Origin of the sequence: Thalassotalea sp. 273M-4 (genome assembly GCF_041410465.1) — a bacterium.
GTDB classification, from domain to species: Bacteria; Pseudomonadota; Gammaproteobacteria; order Enterobacterales; family Alteromonadaceae; genus Thalassotalea_A; species Thalassotalea_A aquiviva.
On the sequence record NZ_CP166961.1, the window covers coordinates 890,994 to 906,423 of the forward strand.

The following is a 15,430-nucleotide window of genomic DNA, read 5'->3' on the forward strand; positions in this document are numbered from 1 at the left end:
TGAAAAATCGTCGATATAATGCGTTCATCCATGAAGCATATCGACATTTGTACATCCATGTACTTCACGCATTAAGTAAGAATTGAGTAGCGTTTAATATTAGATTTCAAATTGTTTAACAAATTTTGTCTAGCGACAATAGCGTTGTGGAACCACCTGATCCCATGCCGAACTCAGAAGTGAAACGCAACAGCGCCGATGGTAGTGTGGGAGTTCCCATGTGAGAGTAGGTCATCGCTAGGCTCCTATTTAAAGAAAGGCTGTCCACTGGGCAGCCTTTTTTGCATTTCAGAATCAGTGAAGTGCCGCTCGACCTACTACGTAGTTATCGAAAATTGCCTCCCTGCATTTTCGATATTCACCACATCCATGTGGCTTATCGCTAGGCTCCTATTCCAAGAAAGCCCTTAGCTAACGCTAAGGGCTTTTTTACTTTTTGGGGATTGAAACATTCACCACCTCGCACCCGATGGAGGTCCCATCCTCGGCAACTGCTCCTGCGTTGCTCTACCTCCTGCATCCATGCAGTCGTAAAACATGATGGGATGACGGTGCGTGTTAATACACTCACCTTGAAACCTTTAAGCGTTATAGCCTGCTAAAATCTCAACGAGGTTGCGGCCTACGACATACCGCAATGACGGTGCTCATTGATGAGGCTTGCATACCATCCCAGAAAGTGTGTCTCTCTTAATGGGATTGGTACTAAATTTAATTTCATTTTTAGTTGAAGCTCTGACACGATTTTACTAGGTTATAGTATTACCCTCTATTATTTGTGCTGTTAATGTTTAAACGATTCGAATCTTTAACTGATGCTTTCCCAGATAAAAAGATAGAACAACCCCCAGCGGGTTTATATACTTTTTGCCGACATTACACCAAAGGCTTTGAAATTCCCTTGTTGTTGATGTCGTTATTGACGGCTATGTTGGCTATTTTTGAAGTTTATTTGTTTGGTTTTATGGGGGAAATGGTCGATTTACTCAATCAACACCAGCCATCAACACTGTTTGCCGAGCAAGGCAATACCTTGTTGTTAATGTCTATCTTAGTGCTGATTGTAATTCCCATTCTTGTTGCCCTGCATGCTTTAATTGTTTATCAAACGATCATGGGAAATTATCCCATGGCCATCCGCTGGTTAACTCATCGCTATTTGCTTAAGCAAAGTGTGGGCTTTTATCAAAACGACTTTGCCGGTCGTATTGCCACGAAAGTTATGCAAACATCTCTTGCCGTAAGGGAGTCAGTTATTAAGTTATTGGATGTATTTGTCTATATTACGGTTTATTTTTCCAGTATGTTGTTTATGGTTGGAACAGCAGATTTTAGACTAATGCTCCCTATGTTGGCCTGGTTGTTATTGTATGTCGGTGTGTTGTATTACTACTTACCCAAACTTAAGAAAGTATCCACTGAGCAAGCTGATGCTCGCTCTTTAATGACTGGCAGAATCGTTGATAGCTATACCAATATTTCTACCGTTAAATTGTTTGCCCATACCGACACAGAAAGTGAATACGCTAAAAATAGCATGCGGGGCTTCTTAACCACGGTTCATCAGCAAATGCGTTTGGCCACAGGTATTAATGTAAGCGTGCAATATATCAACTACGCATTGGCCTTTGCTATTACGGCTATGGCTATTTACTTATGGGCTTTTCAAGCTATTACGGTAGGGGCTATTGCTGTGTCTTTGAGCTTAGCTTTACGCTTAAATGGAATGTCTCAATGGATTATGTGGGAAGTGAGCTCATTTTTTGAAAACATTGGAACGGTTGCTGATGGTATCAGTAGCATCTCTAAACCCATCGCAGTGAAAGACCGACCAGACGCGAAACCCTTAGCCGTAACTAAGGGGAAAATAAACTTTCAGCATGTCTGTTTCCATTATGGCAAAGCATCGGGGATTATTGAAGATTTATCCTTTACTATTAAATCGGGTGAGAAAATAGGCCTGGTTGGCCGCTCGGGGGCCGGAAAATCGACCATAGTAAATTTACTTATGCGCTTTTACGATGTAGAAAAAGGCCAAATTAGTATTGATAAACAAAATATTGCCGATGTTTCTCAAGAGTCTCTTCGAGCAAAAATTGGTATGGTGACGCAAGATACTTCCTTGTTGCATCGTTCGATTCGAGAAAATATTTTATATGGTAAACCAGATGCAAGTGAAGAAGAGTTGCGTCAAGCCATTGAACGTGCACAAGCATCAGATTTTATTTACCAACTCAACGACCCGAATGGTCATACAGGGCTAGATGCGCAAGTCGGTGAAAGAGGGGTAAAATTGTCCGGCGGCCAAAGGCAACGAATTGCTATTGCCCGAGTATTACTTAAAAATGCGCCAATTTTATTACTTGATGAAGCGACTTCCGCTCTCGATTCGGAAGTTGAAGCGGCAATTCAAGAAAGCTTGTATTCTTTAATGCAAGGAAAAACCGTAATAGCAATAGCACATAGACTTTCTACGATTGCTGCCCTAGATAGATTAATCGTTATTGATAAAGGTAAAATTGTAGAGCAAGGCTCGCATGCAGATTTGCTAAAACGTGGCGGAATATATGCCCAATTATGGCAGCATCAAACGGGCGGGTTTTTAGGCGTAGAGTAAAGATCATAGAAAAATAACGGTTATTTGATCCCCTTGTGCTGTATCTACAAGGTTAACTTGCTAAAATGTTGATAACTTAACACTAAATTAGATAGCTATGGCGATTAACTGGTTTCCTGGGCATATGCATAAAGCCCAAAAAGAAATAAAAGAAATAATTCATCAAATTGATGTGGTAATCGAGGTGTGTGATGCTCGCTTACCATTTAGCAGTGAAAACCCCATGATCACCAGTATTCGCGGTGATAAACCCTTAATTAAAATATTGAATAAGAGTGACCTTGCCGATCCAGAGTTAACCAAAGTGTGGCTTGACTATTTTCATTCTCAGTACAATGTAAAAGCCATTGCCTTAACCACAGAAGAGCCTAGTGGTGCAAAAATGATTGCAGAACTGATAAAAAAATTGGTACCACATAAAAATACTGAAGGTAAACAGATTAATGCCATGATTATGGGCATACCTAATGTTGGCAAATCGACTCTGATCAATACTCTAGTAGGCAAAACCAAAGCGAAAGTAGGGAATGAGCCTGCCGTAACCAAAGCGCAACAACGCATTCGCCTTGAAGACGGGGTTTATTTGTATGATACCCCTGGCATGCTGTGGCCTAAGATTGCCAATGAGAACAGTGGTTATCGCCTAGCGGTATCCGGTGGGATCAAAGACACCGCATTTGATCATGAAGAAATTGCTTGTTTTGCCGCTGAATATTTATTGCAAGCTTACCCTGAACTGCTCAAATCGCGTTATAGCATCGAAGATTTACCCGAACAAGAGGTCGATTTTATAGAAGAGCTTGGTCGTAAGCGCGGTTGTGTTAAAAGTGGAGGTCATGTTGATTTTCATAAAGCCTCTGAAATTTTAGTCAACGAAATACGTGATAAAACCTTGGGTAACATCACCTTTGAAACCCCTGATATGGTTGAAAAAGAAAATACCTATTTCGCTGAATTACAATTACAGCGCGAGCAAGAAAGAGAAGCTAGAAAGCTTGCTCGGGGGCGCGGACGAAAAAATAAACCAAAGAAAAAGAAACGCTAAAAAGGAATACACGATGACAGATACATTTGAACTTCACCCTGATCTTGTCCGCGATGGCATTGAGCTAGCAGACTTACCATTATGTAAATTGCTACTATGTAATGATAGCCAATATCCTTGGTTCATTATGGTGCCTAGGCGAGAGGGCGTTAAAGATTTATATCAACTTGAGTGGCAAGATCAGCAGCAACTTTTGAACGAGTCCAGCGCGGTATCTGAAATTCTTATGCAGTGTTTTCAAGGCGAAAAGATGAATGTTGCGGCGCTGGGAAATGTTACCCCTCAACTTCATGTTCATCACATAGTACGTTTTGCTAATGATCCCGCTTGGCCAAAACCTATTTGGGGCCAGTTACCTCTTGTTCCTTATACCGAAGCCGAATTAGACGAACTAAAACGTAAATTATTACCGATGCTTGAAGCGGTGATTGTTAATCCAAACTAGCCTGGCTTTGTTGGTTAAGCGTGCTTCGTTAGGTGCCGTATTTTAGCGGTGAGTAAATCATTTATTGGGGTAGGGCAATCATGCTTCTGCCCTAACTGACTGATGTAACCGTTAATATAGTCAATTTCGGTTTTTCTACCTTTGAGAACATCTTCTCGCATCGATGAGCTATTTTTTGCCGTCAATGATATGACTTGATGAACTTGAGTCATTAATTGGTCTTTATCAAAGCAAACATTTTCTTTGTTTGCTAACAAGACTAATTCATCAATAACCGCCATTATTGTGGGCTGGTATTTGGTTTGTGCTAGGGCCCCATTTTGCACATTCTCAATCGCTGTTAACGCGTTTATAGCGCAATTTATGGCGAGCTTTTGCCATTGTTTTTGTCTGATATTGTCGTCGATTTCACAATGCTCAAGTGATGTCGTAAAGGCATTAAATAACTTTTGACTTGCTTGCTCATCTAATGGGTTAAAGGCGTTGCCTAAATGATTATAGCCTTGGCCAGTGTGACGAATGTGCCATGCTGCACTCTTTTTACTGGCTTGGGTCGTTAGTAAGGTGTAAATAGGATTATAAATGGTATGAGTCTTAAATGTTTGCTCAAGTACCCCCATACCATTGTGCATCAAGATGATTGGCAGCTTGGGATTTATCGCATTTATTTTAACAATAAGAGCAGGTAAGTCATAGGATTTAACGCAACATAATACACACTCAGAGTTTAGCAGGTCGATTTCTTGTGCATGTACTAGGTTAATTAAGGTACTCAGGTTATCTAAGCGGGTAAAGCTAAAAGTACTGGCAAGATGCTTTGCACCACGGCTGAGTAAATTAACCTGATTTTTACCCTTTAGCTGTTGATAAAACAACAAGCCCATAGCGCCTGCGCCAATAACGGTTATTTTCATCTTTGGGGGTCGCTATTTTCTGTCGAAATAGGCTCTAAAGAATGTGATAAATGCTGGCTATGTTGTTTTAAGTCGTGGTTGTTTGCTCTGCGTTGCCTTAACTTGCGGTTCGCGCCAACGATAATAAAGTAACAACAACAGCCAATGACGTCAGCAATAAAATCAGAGACTTGGCCTGTTCGATAGGAAAGGTAATATTGGCCTAACTCCGTGAAGGCAGCATAGATAACGAGCCCAAGAAAGGTGACTCGCAGTTTTATTCGTAAAACACTGTCGATTAACCAGAATAAAAATAAGAAACCTAAAAAGTGGCCTGTTTTATCCAGTATTTGGAAATGATGAAGCTTCCCCAGTATAAAAGCGTAATTTAAATACAGGGTCGTTAGCACGATACTGGTCAGCAAAAAGATTTGTATTTGTCGTTTCACGCCGATATTGATTAAAAACGTAATTTCAAACAGTCTAGCATGAAAGGTATTAGAAATGACTAGTTTGCCTGATCTTTTTAACTATATTATTGGATTATTTACCGATTGTTATAAACAGAAATAAATTAAGTTAAAAAATTGCTCAAGGCGAAACAAGACCTAGCTCTTCGTGAAATGCTTTGCTAATATCAGCTCAAAATAGATAACGGGAAAATCATTATGCCATCATTAGATATTGTTTCTGAAGTGGATTTAGAAGAAGTTAGAAATGCCACAGAAAATGCTGAGCGAGAACTTGCTACTCGTTTTGATTTTCGAGGTGTTGAAGCTTCATATGAATATAAAAATCCTAATGTTACGGTTAAAGCCGAAGGGGATTTTCAACTTAAGCAAATGTTGGATATGCTAAGAGCACAATTAGCCAAACGAAAAATTGATGCTAAAGCTATGACCGTAGGAAAATTTGATCATTCAGGTAAGACCTACAAACAAGACGTTAGCTTTAAAGTAGGCATTGAACAGGCTGTTGCGAAAAAGTTGGTAAAACTGATCAAAGATAGTAAGTTGAAAGTTCAAGCGTCTATCCAAGGTGATAAGCTTCGCGTTACAGGGAAAAAACGTGACGATCTACAAGCGGTTATGAAGCTTGTGCGTGAAGCTGAATTAGAACAAACCTTCCAGTTCAATAACTTTAAAGACTAAACCATTAAGAAGAAGGCCATCATGGTCTTCTTCTATTACCGATATTCATTCACTTTCTGTATTAAATAAACCTACCTGTGCAGTAAACGAATTTTTGCTCGCACTTGCCCTTGTCAAAATATGATTGATACAAAGTGGCTTTTTAGTATACGGTGTTATGTTATCAGATAAAAATTTATGATTGGGCTAGTAACGAACTTTACCCAGTATGGGTCAACGACGAAAAGTCAGGTCAAATCATTAAAAATAATTAACGTCAATAACTTGAAGGAAGTGTATGACAACGTCAAGAGGTGAGTTTAGCTCACGATTAGGGTTTATTTTAGCCGCAGCCGGGTCCGCCGTTGGCTTGGGTAATATTTGGGGCTTTCCAACTCAAACCGCCAGTAATGGTGGTGCAGCTTTTGTTATCGTGTATTTGGTTTTAGCGTTTTGTTTGGCGTATCCAGCATTTATGGCAGAGTTGTTAATTGGTCGCTATGGTCAAGCTAATGCGGTAACCTCTTTACAAAAAATGTCTAAGCACCTTTGGCAAAAGCGTTTTGCTTTTATCATAGGTTTTGGCGGTATTATTTGTGCAGCCTTAATCCTATCTTTTTACGGTATTATTGCCGGTTGGATGATGTCATATGCTGTTGAGCCCGTTGCCAAATTAGCCGGGATGGAGAATGTCGCCAACTGGGTTATTACCAATGATGTTACGAGAAATTTATTATTTACCGTCCTATTTATGTTCTTAACGGTCTTTATTATCCGTAAAGGGGTCGAAAATGGGATTGAAAAATGGTCTAAGCGATTAATGCCAATGATGATTGCTTTACTGGTGATCCTGATTGCATATGTTATGACCTTAGATGGCGCAACGGATGGTTTGAATGCCTACTTATCACCCGATTTATCTCGAATATTTGAGCCTGATCTATTGATCAGCGCACTTGGGCAAGCCTTTTTCTCTTTATCGCTTGGTACCAGTGTTATGGTTATTTATGGTTCGTATATCTCAAAAAAGGAAAACCTTGTCCAACTGGGCGTACAGGTGACCTTAATTGATGTAAGTATTGCGTTTCTAGCGGGACTGTTAATTATTCCAGCTATGTATGTGGCTCAAGTGCAAGGTGTGCAAATCTTTGCCGATAACGGTTCATTAATCTCTGGCCCTGGTATGGTATTTGATGTGCTTCCTAAATTATTTGAAGACATGGGTGGCGTCGGTTTATTTGTGTCGATGGCGTTTTTTATTTTAATGAGTTTAGCCGCCTTAACATCTTCTATTTCTATGCTGGAAGGGCCAGTATCCTATGCTGTTGAAAGACATGGGGTAGAAAGAACTCGAGCAACAACGTTTATCGGTTTCATCATCCTACTTATCAGTATTTTAATCGTATTAAACATAGAGTATATGTTGGACTTTATTGCCACATTAGCGACTGAATACGGGCAACCGATCATCGCAATGCTTTGCTGTGTTTTTGTTGGTTGGATTTGGAATCGAAACGATATTTTGAGCGAAATAAAATCTGGAAATGAAGACATCGAATCATCTTTTTTCTGGAAAGTGTGGCCTTGGTATACTAAGTTTGTTTGTCCTGTAGCTATCGCAACGGTGTTTATTCATTCTTTGTAGAAAGAGCCATAGCAAAAATAAAAAAAAACGCGCCTGTCGCGGTTTTTTTATATTTAATCGCAACATTTAGTTACTTTTTAGGCCAGTTAATCAGCCATGGTTTTGGCAGTGACTCTATCACTTGTTGGGTTTGTGTTAACTCAAACATCGCGCCTTGATTCGGCGGACAGATAAATTCGTATTGCTGATGGTTTAACTCAAAACGCAGCCCATAGGCATGCAAATATCCTCGATCCGCTGAGCTTTGAGGGTTATAAATAGGGTCGCCAACAATGGCCGCACCAACGCTCTTTAATGCCACACGAATTTGATGCGTTTTACCGGTTAATGGACGAACCAAAAATAAGCGCAAATTGGGCTTTATGGGGTAACTGTGAAATTGACTAAGCGCAGGGTTATTCATTGAGCGCATTAATTTATAACTGCTGCGCCGACTTTTGACCATGTCGCCTTTTATCCAACCTTGTTTTTTTCGGGGCTTGTCGGCTGAAATAGCAAGATAGTACTTATCAATGTTGTGCTGCTTAAATAACAGACCAAACTGATTGGCGGTTGCAATATCTTTGGCAAATATCAATAAGCCTGAGGTGATTTTATCGATCCGATGTACCGGAAATAAATTGGTATATCCCAAAGAGGCTTTTACTTGGTTAAAAACCCCTTGATTTATCTCGCCTTCATCATGAAAGTTAATATTGGTAGACTTATTGATAACGATAAAATAATCATTCTCATAAACGAGGGTAAAAGCGTGTGTTGTCAAAACGATACCAACTAACGATTAAAGATTTGATTATATCAGAGTTTAGGTTTATCACTTACTCTCTTATTTTTGTTCGTGAAAAAGCGTAAGCTAGCGAAAGTATCGCCCCATGTATTGAAATGGTGTATTGCGAGTATATTGAAAACAGTACCGCAACAGACTATTCTTGCTGTCACCAGTTATCGTGTTGAAATAGTGGTTATTTGACGATTAATTGACTATTTTTCAAAAAATACTGGGAAGATTGTTGAAATTTAAATAAATTTCCCCACATATAAACAAAATACATAACTTATGCTGTGTTTCGAGTTTTACAGCATTATCGGGAGTCACTTTGACCATTTCAGTTTCAGAATTTATCCAACATTTTAGCGCACCTGAGCGCCTTTCTTCTTTATCAGGTATAAAAAGAGGAATTGAACGTGAAACCTTAAGAATCCGTCCGGATGGTCAACTATCTCCACAATCACATAACCCGGAACTTGGTTCAGCATTAACCAACAGTTTAATTACTACGGATTATTCAGAAAGCTTACTAGAATTTATAACCCCAGCATCGGGGTCGATAGAAAAGTCACTCAATCAACTAAAAGATATTCAAAAATTTACCATGGCTCGGGTTCAAGGTGATCAATTTTGGCCTATGAGTATGCCTTGCATTGTCGCAAAGGAAGACGATATACAGTTAGCCCAATACGGAGAGTCCAATATTGGCAAAATGAAGACGGTTTATCGTCAAGGTCTTAAAAATCGATACGGTTCATTAATGCAGGTGATTGCTGGAATTCATTTTAACTTTTCTTTTTCACCTGAGTTTTGGCAACATCTACAACTGTTTTGCCAAGACACACAAGAACTGCAAGATTTTATTTCAGAGCGCTATTTTTCTCTTATTCGTAACTACAAGCGATATGGTTGGTTAATTCCGTATTTGTTTGGTAGCTCACCGGCACTGTGTACCTCATTTTTACAAAACAAACCGCATGCGTTTCCATTTAAGAAAACCCCCTCAGGTTGCTTGTATTTAGAATATGCAACGTCTTTGCGAATGAGCGACTTGGGCTATACCAATAAGGCACAATCTAGCCTAAGCATCTGTTATAACAGTTTGCAAAGTTACATTAACGGTGTTCGTAATGCCATTAATTTGCCGTCAGAAGAATTTGCTAAAATTGGGGTTAAAGTCGATGGTAAGTACCAGCAACTTAACTCTAATGTATTGCAAATTGAAAATGAATTATATGCTCCAATACGCCCTAAACGTGTTGCAAAGTCAGGGCAAAAACCATCCGAGGCGCTCGAACAAGGCGGTGTTGAATACATTGAAGTAAGGGCAATGGATGTTAATCCATTTGTGAATACTGGCATAGATGCTGATCAGATGCGCTTTTTGGATGTGTTTTTAACGTATTGTGTATTAGCTGAAAGTGGCACGTTCAGCAAAGAGCAATACGGTCAATTTAGTAAAAATACCAATGACGTGGTGATGCAGGGCAGAAACCCTGAACTTAAATTAAACGATTTAGGCACGGAAAAAAGTATTAAAACATGGGGCAATGAGCTGTTTAGTGACTTTAACCAGATAGCTAAGTTATTAGATACAGCCTACGGTACGACCCAATACAGTGAAGTGATAGCTAAAGAGCTAGAAAAAATTAACGATATTGCAAAAACGCCTTCAGCTAAAATTGTGCAACAACTGATGCAAGAAGATACCAGTATTATTTCTTGGTCTTTGGAGTTGGCAAACAAGTATAAGACACAACTTGAACAACATTCATATAGCGAATTTAGTGAGCAATATTTACAGCAACTCGCGACAGAATCCATTCAACAGCAGCAGCAAATAGAACACGCTGATAGCGTCAGCTTTGATCAGTTTTTAGTCGAATATTTTGCTAAATAATGGAACTTTTTAATTCAAGTAAAGCTCTATATAAGCGTTAAACATCTGAATTAAAATATATTATTAACTATTGGTTAAACGCATACTTTGGTATGCGTTTTTTTTATGAAAATAATCGCCCTATTGATGGCTGTTAGCATAGCCATAAACGATTCTAACGCGCTCGCTTTAAAGATAAATTTAGGACAAAAAAAAAGCGCGTTAATAGAATAAACGCGCCGTAATCTATGAAAGCAGTCCAGGGAGAAAAAGCTTTCATATGTATGATGCAAGAATCAGCTGGAAGTTCAAAAAATAATCAAAAAAGTAAAGTAAACATAGGTTCTTTTTTTATCTTATTGTTTTGTATATAAAATGACTAAATGTTTTTAACAGAGGGAATAATAGCGTTTTTTATCTGCGGCAAAACAGAAAAAATTATCGGCAAAAAAAAACACCCATAAAGATGAGTGTTAAAGTAGTCAGGGAAAATAAACATACTAAATGTATAGAGCCTAATTCGATTTAAAAGTTCAAATATAATCTAACTATTTTATATTTTTTTTAAACATGGCAAACTGAAGCCCCATTGAATCAACTTTTTACCAATATGGCCTCTTTAAAATCACTCTCTTCTATCTCTTTATGCGTATTATTATCGGGCTGCGCCACAGCACCGCCAAAAAACACCGAAAACTTATGTGAAATATTTCGTGAGAAACATGATTGGTACGAAGGTGCTAAGGACATGCAAGAGCGTTGGGGGGTGCCAATTCATGTGCCCATGAGTATGATGTATCAAGAAAGTTCATTTCGCTCTGATGCCTTACCACCTCGTGATTACCTGCTTGGTTTTATCCCTTGGGGGCGGGTAAGTACAGCCTATGGTTTTTCACAGGCTAAAACTTTAACTTGGCAAGATTATATTAATGAGACAGACAACGGTGGTGCAGATCGAGATGATTTTGATGATGCCATCGATTTTATGGGCTGGTTTATTTATAAAACTCAAAAGGTCAATGGGGTGTCAAAATGGGACCCCTATAATCAATACCTAAATTACCATGAAGGCTGGGGTGGTTTTAGAAAGAAATCTTACAATAGAAAGCCCTGGCTCAAGAAAGTGTCTCGTAAGGTTGAAAGCCGAGCTAAAGTATATGGTCAACAACTTAATACTTGTAAAGATGAATTAGATAGCAGCTGGTTATGGCGCGCGTTATTTTATTAGACCTAAGATGGGGTTTATTGTCATCTTAAAAGTAAAATGAGGACAGGTCAGCGCTAGTTAAAAAGGAGCAATATGCTCCTTTTTACTGATATTTTGCCTCTTAATCTGGCGATTACTCGTCGATATAATACTCTGGCATAATACGCACGGTTTTAATCATATTATCGGTAACATCAACAATTTCTATCGGATAACCGGCTATTCGCATACTGATGTTAGGCTCTGGAATATCTTCTAAGTATTCCAAAATCAAGCCATTAAGGGTTTTGGGGCCATCAATCGGAAAGTGCCAGTCCATTTCTTTATTGATTTCTCTGACGTTGGCACTGCCATCAACCAAATAGGTACCATCAGGTTGGCGATGCACTTCATCACTTGGGGCAGGTTCCATCGTGGTGGTAAAGTCACCTACGATCTCTTCTAAAATATCTTCTAAGGTAACCAAACCTTGAATGTCGCCATATTCATCAACAACCAAACCTAAACGTTCTTTGGCGTGCTGAAATTTAAGCAACTGGACATTGAGTTGAGTGCCTTCAGGAATAAAGTATAACTCTCTCACAGCGCGCAATAAGGTGGCTTTGGAAAATTGACGTTTTGAAATGATTCTTGCCGCATCTCGCATGTGTATATATCCAACCACATCATCGATGCTGTCGCGATACAAAATGACGCGGGTGTGGTTTGCTTGGGTGAGCTGCTTTTGGATGCTTTTCCAATCATCATTGATATCGATACCATTGATTTCACTGCGTGGGATCATGATATCTTCAACCGTAACCTTTTCTAAATCAAGAATGCTCACTAACATATCTTGGTTCTTTTGAGGTAAAAGAGCACTTGATTCATTGACCACCGTTCTCAGTTCTTCAGAGCTTAAGCTGTGTTCTTCTCGATTCTCTGGACTGATCCGCAGTAATATTAAAATCCCATTAGTAACCCAGTTAACAATCATCACCACAGGCAAAAAGATTTTTAATAAGATGGTTAAAATAACCGAGCTTGGAAAGGCAATTTTTTCTGGATAAAGTGCGGCTAAGGTTTTAGGGGTAACTTCAGCAAAAATCAATACGACTAAGGTTAAAGTCACTGTCACGTAAACCATGGTAACTGGGCCTGGCCCGAGTAAACGTATACCGATAATTGTCGCTATCGAGGATGCTGCAATATTGACTAGGTTATTACCGATTAAAATTAAACCGATTAATCGGTCTGTGCGATCGAGTAACTTGGTAACTCGTTTAGCGCCACGATGATTGTTTTGTTCTAAGTGACGTAACCGATATCGATTTAATGACATCATACCGGTTTCAGAACTGGAAAAGTACGCAGAGATGACTATCAAAACCCCAAGAAGGGTAAAGAGAGTACCTGTAGATATGCCGTCCAAAAAATGATCCTAATAATTAATAAAAAGCAAAAGCCACTATGGCCTAACGTCATATTAACGTGTTTGTTATGATAATAAAAATTCTTTCACAAATTTACTGCCAAAATAAGACAGCGTCAGGAGAAAACTTGCCACAATAACCAAGGTCAAAATCCTTTTACCTCGCCAGCCTTGGCTAAAGTGCCCCCAAAGAATGCTGCAATATACCAGCAAGGCCACAAGCGATAAGACGGTTTTATGGGCATTTTCTTTGGTGATAAAGTCGTCAATAAACACAAAGCCAATCAGCAAAGATAAAAACAAACAGCTGGTACCGAGCAATAAAATTTTAAAAAACTGCCCCTCTACTTGCATCAATGGTGGTAAATGACTTAAAGATAGAAGCTTTTTGTTTTTCAGTTTTAAATTAATATAACTGACTTGAAACGCGTACAAAGTGGCAATCATTAAAATAGCAAACGCCAATAATGCGCTGCTAATGTGAACAATTAAACTAAGTTTATTAAGGTCTATGACCATATGTTGATGGGAAGGCAAAAGCCCGACCAGAGTTAGCAAAATGGCCGTGACAAAATACACCACGGGTAAAATAAGGTCGGCTTTATATTTAACGGCAATGGTCGAGACCACCAGGGCGATTACAAAGCTCATCAATGAGAGCATATTATTAAAACTAAAATTCAAATCAGCATTTAAAAACCAACTTCCTGATAACAACAAGGCATGACCAATAAGCGCCAGCCAACCTAAGGTTAAGTAAACGTTTGGCTTGGGTCCTTCAGGGTGAAATAGTCTCGTAATAACAGCTAAAGCTGATAACAGGTAAAGTGAAATTACCAATAGAGTCAGCATACTTACCATGCTCAATGGATACCCCTTAAAATTTTTTATTAATCTATTAATGTTAACGCGGTTATTCGATACAACCCATTCACCTAGTGTCATGAGTTGGCGATCATTTTGCTTATTGTAATCTAAACATTAGCAAATTAATCTCATCAAACAAAATTAGCAAGAGCTAATTATTTCAATGACATACGACGCAAAGGTTTGATCGCAAAAAATATTAAAATCAGGGTGCAAGTTAAAGCGAACCACGCCGGTAATAGTTCGTGGCTGTGACTCATTTGTTCCGAGATGTTGATATTAAAATAATTAAGGCCAGCATCGAGTAATAAGCCAAAACCGATTGCCGACAAGGCAACACCAAGTAAGTAGCGAGTTAGGACACTGCTACCCATTTCCTTTTTGATCACCCCTAAAGTGGAAATATTAGTTGCTGGGCCTGCCATCATAAAGACTAAGGCAGTGCCAGGTGATATTCCCGCCATAATAAAACCGGCAGCAATCGGTGTTGATGCCGTTGCGCAAATATACATTGGTATGGATAAGCATATCATTACCAACATCGCGACTAACCCACTGCCATATTGTAACAAGAAATCGGTTGCTAAAAAGGTACGAATCGTGGTGGCAAATACCAACCCAATAAACAGCCAAACGACAATGTCATCAAGCAGTTGGGTGAAGGCGTATTTAAACCCTAACAGGGTTTTATCAACCCAACTCAGTGGTTTAACTTTGGCAGCAGAGCAACAAGAGCTATTACGCGCAAGGGTTACTGTGCTCGTTGCCGATATACTAGGCGTGGCTTGTGTGATGCTTTGCAGTGCTGGAGCTGTTTGGGGATGGCAACTGGTAGCTGATTGTTTTGGCTCTTCGCTGGTGCTACAACAGGACGTTTTAACCGGTTTCGCAACTGGTGTTTTGTCGCTACTACAACACGCACTACTTGACCTTGGTTGAGACGATAGCGATGGCGACTTTTCATTGCTGTTATGATCGCGAGCAAGCACTAAAAAGCCAGTAATAATCGCCGACATAATGGCCGCAAATGGACGATATATTGCCATGACAGGGCCAAGCAACGCGTACGAAACCGATACCGAGTCAACACCGGTTTCAGGTGTGGCAACAAGGAACGCTGAAGTTGCCGAAGGGGATGCGCCAGAACGTCTAAGTTGGCTGGCAACAGGAATAACCCCACATGAGCATAAAGGTAGGGGGGCACCAATAAATGCCGCTTTAACAATCGCTCTTTTACCTTTTCCTAAATGTTGAGTTAATATTTGGGTTGGTACCCACGTTTTCATCAACCCCGCTATAATCAAGCCCAAAATGAGCCAAGGACTTGCTTCGTTAGCGAGTTGCAATAAGTTTTGACTCCAAAGCACGACTAGGTCCATATTCCTCACATCCACAGTAAAAATAATCAAGGTTATTGTATCCCAGTTTAGTAAATATAAAACCCGTAAATTGTTTCAGTGAGACTTTTTATTGTCGAATTAAAATAAACCGGTTGCGATTAAGTATATTTTCTTAAATGGAT

13 protein-coding genes and 1 rRNA gene are annotated in these 15,430 nt (G+C 39.4%); 8 read left to right on the plus strand and 6 right to left on the minus strand.

Annotation, left to right across the window (positions count from 1 at the left end; genetic code table 11):
• Positions 1-128 precede the first annotated feature (128 nt).
• The 4 genes from rrf (at position 129) to ACAY00_RS03985 (ending at position 4,107) form a co-directional block, all read left to right on the plus strand.
• Positions 129-243, plus strand: a 5S ribosomal RNA gene (rrf, locus tag ACAY00_RS03970).
• A gap of 544 nt (positions 244-787) precedes the next feature.
• The gene (locus ACAY00_RS03975; RefSeq protein WP_371377527.1) at positions 788-2,617 is read left to right on the plus strand and encodes an ABC transporter ATP-binding protein; all 1,830 of its coding nucleotides are present in this window, start codon (positions 788-790) and stop codon (positions 2,615-2,617) included.
• A gap of 97 nt (positions 2,618-2,714) precedes the next feature.
• A complete protein-coding gene (ylqF, locus tag ACAY00_RS03980; RefSeq protein ID WP_371377530.1) occupies positions 2,715-3,662 on the plus strand; it encodes a ribosome biogenesis GTPase YlqF in 948 nt (315 codons plus the stop codon).
• A gap of 13 nt (positions 3,663-3,675) precedes the next feature.
• Positions 3,676-4,107: an HIT domain-containing protein gene (locus ACAY00_RS03985; RefSeq protein ID WP_371377533.1), complete on the plus strand. Its 432-nt coding sequence runs from the start codon at positions 3,676-3,678 to the stop codon at positions 4,105-4,107.
• Between the two features lie 14 nt (positions 4,108-4,121).
• Here the strand turns inward: ACAY00_RS03985 and ACAY00_RS03990 are convergent, their stop codons facing one another.
• Both ACAY00_RS03990 and ACAY00_RS03995 read right to left on the minus strand, forming a co-directional pair.
• Positions 4,122-5,021, minus strand: coding sequence for a ketopantoate reductase family protein (locus ACAY00_RS03990; RefSeq protein WP_371377536.1), 900 nt, complete (start codon positions 5,019-5,021; stop codon positions 4,122-4,124).
• On the minus strand, positions 5,018-5,449 hold the full coding sequence (locus ACAY00_RS03995) for a VanZ family protein (protein WP_371377539.1): 432 nt from the start codon (positions 5,447-5,449) through the stop codon (positions 5,018-5,020). Before ACAY00_RS03995 ends, ACAY00_RS03990 begins: the two co-directional genes overlap by 4 nt.
• A 219-nt stretch (positions 5,450-5,668) precedes the next feature.
• Here ACAY00_RS03995 and ACAY00_RS04000 point away from each other — a divergent pair, with 219 nt between their 5' ends.
• Positions 5,669-6,151 carry a YajQ family cyclic di-GMP-binding protein gene (locus ACAY00_RS04000; protein ID WP_371377542.1) on the plus strand — a complete coding sequence of 161 codons (483 nt, stop codon included), beginning with the start codon at positions 5,669-5,671 and terminating at the stop codon, positions 6,149-6,151.
• A 277-nt stretch (positions 6,152-6,428) separates the two neighbouring features.
• Entirely contained in the window at positions 6,429-7,775 is a 1,347-nt protein-coding gene (locus ACAY00_RS04005; RefSeq protein ID WP_371377544.1) for a sodium-dependent transporter, read from the plus strand.
• Between the two features lie 70 nt (positions 7,776-7,845).
• Here the strand turns inward: ACAY00_RS04005 and ACAY00_RS04010 are convergent, their stop codons facing one another.
• Complete coding sequence (locus ACAY00_RS04010; protein ID WP_371377546.1) at positions 7,846-8,538, minus strand: TIGR01621 family pseudouridine synthase; 693 nt, start codon at positions 8,536-8,538, stop codon at positions 7,846-7,848.
• Between the two features lie 334 nt (positions 8,539-8,872).
• On the opposite strand from ACAY00_RS04010, the gene gshA reads away from it, so the two are divergent.
• Positions 8,873-10,444, plus strand: coding sequence for a glutamate--cysteine ligase (gene gshA, locus ACAY00_RS04015; RefSeq protein ID WP_371377549.1), 1,572 nt, complete (start codon positions 8,873-8,875; stop codon positions 10,442-10,444).
• A 568-nt stretch (positions 10,445-11,012) separates the two neighbouring features.
• Positions 11,013-11,651: a hypothetical protein gene (locus ACAY00_RS04020; protein WP_371377552.1), complete on the plus strand. Its 639-nt coding sequence runs from the start codon at positions 11,013-11,015 to the stop codon at positions 11,649-11,651.
• A 112-nt stretch (positions 11,652-11,763) separates the two neighbouring features.
• Here ACAY00_RS04020 and ACAY00_RS04025 read toward each other — a convergent pair whose 3' ends face one another.
• The 3 genes from ACAY00_RS04025 to ACAY00_RS04035 all read right to left on the minus strand — a co-directional run bounded on the left by ACAY00_RS04025 (position 11,764) and on the right by ACAY00_RS04035 (position 15,287).
• A complete protein-coding gene (locus ACAY00_RS04025; RefSeq protein WP_371377554.1) occupies positions 11,764-13,041 on the minus strand; it encodes an HlyC/CorC family transporter in 1,278 nt (425 codons plus the stop codon).
• 66 nt (positions 13,042-13,107) lie between these two features.
• Positions 13,108-13,902, minus strand: a complete 795-nt coding sequence (locus ACAY00_RS04030; RefSeq protein ID WP_371379543.1) for an inner membrane protein YpjD — start codon at positions 13,900-13,902, stop codon at positions 13,108-13,110.
• A 161-nt stretch (positions 13,903-14,063) separates the two neighbouring features.
• A complete protein-coding gene (locus ACAY00_RS04035; protein ID WP_371377556.1) occupies positions 14,064-15,287 on the minus strand; it encodes an SO_0444 family Cu/Zn efflux transporter in 1,224 nt (407 codons plus the stop codon).
• Between the last annotated feature and the right edge of the window lie 143 nt (positions 15,288-15,430).

Coding starts and splice junctions, on each gene's coding strand:
- ACAY00_RS03975 (WP_371377527.1), top strand. CDS start 788: ATGTTTAAACGATTCGAATCTTTAACTGATGCTTTCCCAGATAAAAAG.
- ACAY00_RS04035 (WP_371377556.1), bottom strand. CDS start 15,287: ATGGACCTAGTCGTGCTTTGGAGTCAAAACTTATTGCAACTCGCTAAC.
- ylqF (WP_371377530.1), top strand. CDS start 2,715: ATGGCGATTAACTGGTTTCCTGGGCATATGCATAAAGCCCAAAAAGAA.
- ACAY00_RS04030 (WP_371379543.1), bottom strand. CDS start 13,902: ATGGTAAGTATGCTGACTCTATTGGTAATTTCACTTTACCTGTTATCA.
- ACAY00_RS04000 (WP_371377542.1), top strand. CDS start 5,669: ATGCCATCATTAGATATTGTTTCTGAAGTGGATTTAGAAGAAGTTAGA.
- ACAY00_RS03985 (WP_371377533.1), top strand. CDS start 3,676: ATGACAGATACATTTGAACTTCACCCTGATCTTGTCCGCGATGGCATT.
- ACAY00_RS04005 (WP_371377544.1), top strand. CDS start 6,429: ATGACAACGTCAAGAGGTGAGTTTAGCTCACGATTAGGGTTTATTTTA.
- ACAY00_RS03990 (WP_371377536.1), bottom strand. CDS start 5,021: ATGAAAATAACCGTTATTGGCGCAGGCGCTATGGGCTTGTTGTTTTAT.